The 2,617-nt window shown below is 69.7% G+C and carries 1 protein-coding gene and 1 pseudogene; one reads left to right on the forward strand and one right to left on the reverse strand.

All coding sequences use genetic code 11. The features are described from left to right. Nucleotides 1-720 precede the first annotated feature (720 nt). Nucleotides 721-2,004, reverse strand: a complete 1,284-nt coding sequence (locus tag NBW84_RS04350; RefSeq protein ID WP_250281932.1) for an adenylosuccinate synthase — start codon at nucleotides 2,002-2,004, stop codon at nucleotides 721-723. 218 nt (nucleotides 2,005-2,222) lie between these two features. Between NBW84_RS04350 and NBW84_RS04355 the strand changes: the two are divergent. Further along, nucleotides 2,223-2,617, forward strand: a pseudogene (locus NBW84_RS04355) (hypothetical protein); the annotation flags it as partial.

Genomic DNA, 2,617 nt, shown 5'->3' on the forward strand with positions numbered 1-2,617 from the left:
TCCATGGTGTCCCCGCCCATGGTGTCCGTTGCCGCGGCAGCCCTTGGGGCCATGGGGCGGCCTCCTCGCCGTACTGGCCGCTGCGCCCGCCTCGGCGTGGTGGCCGCTGCAACAGCGGCCCCGGTGACGGCTCCTCGCCGCACCCACCTGTTGTCACGAACGGTCGCCCTCGCGGCAGCGGATGGGTTCACGGCGGCAGACGAGCCCGCGCTCAGACGTCCTGCCTGCTCCGCCTGCGGATGAGGAAACCGCCACCGGCGACCGCGGCCAGCAGGGCGATCAGCGCGAAACGCTTCATTGCGTACCTCCACGATGCGAACGAAGGGTGATACGGAACACTCCCACACCTACGGCTGTCCCCGCTCGGCTCGGCCCCGCGCGGGCGGAAGCACACCGGGCGGCCGGCCGAGCGGAAGATCGGCTGTTGGCCGAGCCTGAGCATGCCACGTCCGTGGCCACTTCGGCGGTAGGCGGCTGAGGATGTCGGTCATCATACGGAACAATTTTTTTGATCTTCAAGAGGCCATCCCGGTTCCCACCCGGGACATCCCGGTCACGCGCGGGAACCACGGGCGCTCGCCCGCCAGGGCGGCAGGGCGGCAGGGCGATCGGCTGGAGCGGTCCCGGTCCCGCGCGGAAGCCGCTGCGCGGGGAACTGTCGCGACCGCAACGCCGTGGCCGTACCGCCATGGCCGTGTTGCCTCCGGTCGGGCCGGTCAGTCAGACGAGGTCACGGATGGAGATCGTCTGGTTCCGGCCGGGGCCGACCCCGACGGCCGCCACCGGCACGCCGGCCAGTTCTTCAAGCGTCCTGACGTAGTCGCGGGCGGCCTTCGGCAGATCGTCGAACGACGACGCCTGGGAGATGTCCTCGCCCCAGCCGGGCAGCTCCTCGTAGATCGGCCGGGCGTGGTGGAACTCGGTCTGCGTCATCGGCATCTCGTCGTGCCGCACCCCGTGGACGTCGTACGCCACGCAGACCGGTACCCGGTCGAAGCCGGAGAGCACGTCCAGCTTGGTCAGGAAGAGGTCGGTCAGCCCGTTCACGCGCACCGCGTAGCGGGCGATCACCGCGTCGAACCAGCCGGTGCGCCGGGCCCGGCCGGTGGTCACGCCGAACTCGCCGCCGACGGCGCGCAGCTCGTCGCCGACCTTGTCGGTGAGCTCGGTCGGGAACGGCCCGGAGCCGACCCTGGTCGTGTACGCCTTGCAGATGCCGATCACCCGGGTGATCCTTGTCGGCCCGATGCCCGAGCCGGCCGCGGCCCCGCCCGCGGTCGGGTTCGACGACGTGACGAAAGGGTAGGTCCCGTGGTCGACGTCGAGGAGGGTGCCCTGGGAGCCTTCCAGGAGCACGACCTGGCCGTCCCGTAACGCCCTGTCGAGCACGAGGCCGGTGTCGGCGATGTGCGGCCCGAGCCGCTGCGCGTACACGCTGTACTCGTCGACGACCTTGTCCACCTCGAGGGCGCGCCGGTTGTAGATCTTGGTCAGGATCTGGTTCTTCTCCCGCAGCGCCAGCTCCAGCTTCGCCCGGAAGATCCCGGGGTCGAGCAGGTCCTGGACGCGGATGCCGGTCCGGGCGATCTTGTCGCCGTAGGTCGGGCCTATGCCGCGGCCGGTGGTGCCGATCCGCGCCTTGCCGAGATAACGTTCGGTGACTTTATCGAGCGCCCGGTGGTGAGGCATGATCAGATGTGCGTTCGCGCTGATCAGCAGTCGGGACACGTCGATGCCGCGGGCGGTGAGCCCGTCCATCTCCTGGAGCAGGACGCCGGGATCCACGACAACGCCGTTACCGATCACCGGCACGCAGTCCGCGCGCAGCACGCCGCTGGGGATCAGGTGCAGGGCATAGCTCTCCGCGCCGATGACAACGGTGTGTCCGGCATTGTTACCCCCCTGATACCGGACGACGAAGTCGACCGCACCGCCGAGCAGGTCGGTCGCTTTCCCCTTGCCTTCATCGCCCCACTGGGCACCGATCAGCACGAGCGCAGGCACCGGGCGAGGTTACCTGGCCCGCCCGGCTCAGGGATGTCACATCGCCGACGGAGTACGGCGAGATCTTCAGGGCAGTCATCGCGGGCGCCTGCCCGCAGGTGTCATCAAACTCCCGTCCGCACCGATCACCCCCTCGGGAGTCCACTTGCATTACTGAGGGTTACTGTGGAGTCTGTATTTCGGTAAGGCGAGTAGTCGATCGGGACGGGGGTGTCACGGTGGCTGCTGTCACCGCCCGCTCCGTGGGCGCCGAGGACTCCGGCCGGAGCACCAGCCAGAACACCAGCACAGCACGGGACACGGCAGCCGACCAGCCGCCCGCCGCCGACACGGCCACGGCCGAGCCGTCCGGGCCGGCACGGCCGTCCACCCAGCCGGACCGGTCCGGGCAGCCGGAACAGTCGACACCGACGTCAATACCGACAGTAACAACACCAATAGCCACATCGGCCACCGGCCAGATCGCCGCAGGCCCGTCCGGACAGGACCCCGAGCAGAACCCGGTGGACGGCGGCCCGCCGCGCCACGGCCACCCGGTGAACCACACCGGCCCCGTGAACGACGACACCCCGGCAACCGGTGAGAACGCGGTGGGTGACGGCAACACGGCGAA

It is taken from the genome of Protofrankia sp. CiP1_Cm_nod2 (assembly GCF_920664355.1).
Lineage (GTDB): Bacteria > Actinomycetota > Actinomycetes > Frankiales > Frankiaceae > Protofrankia.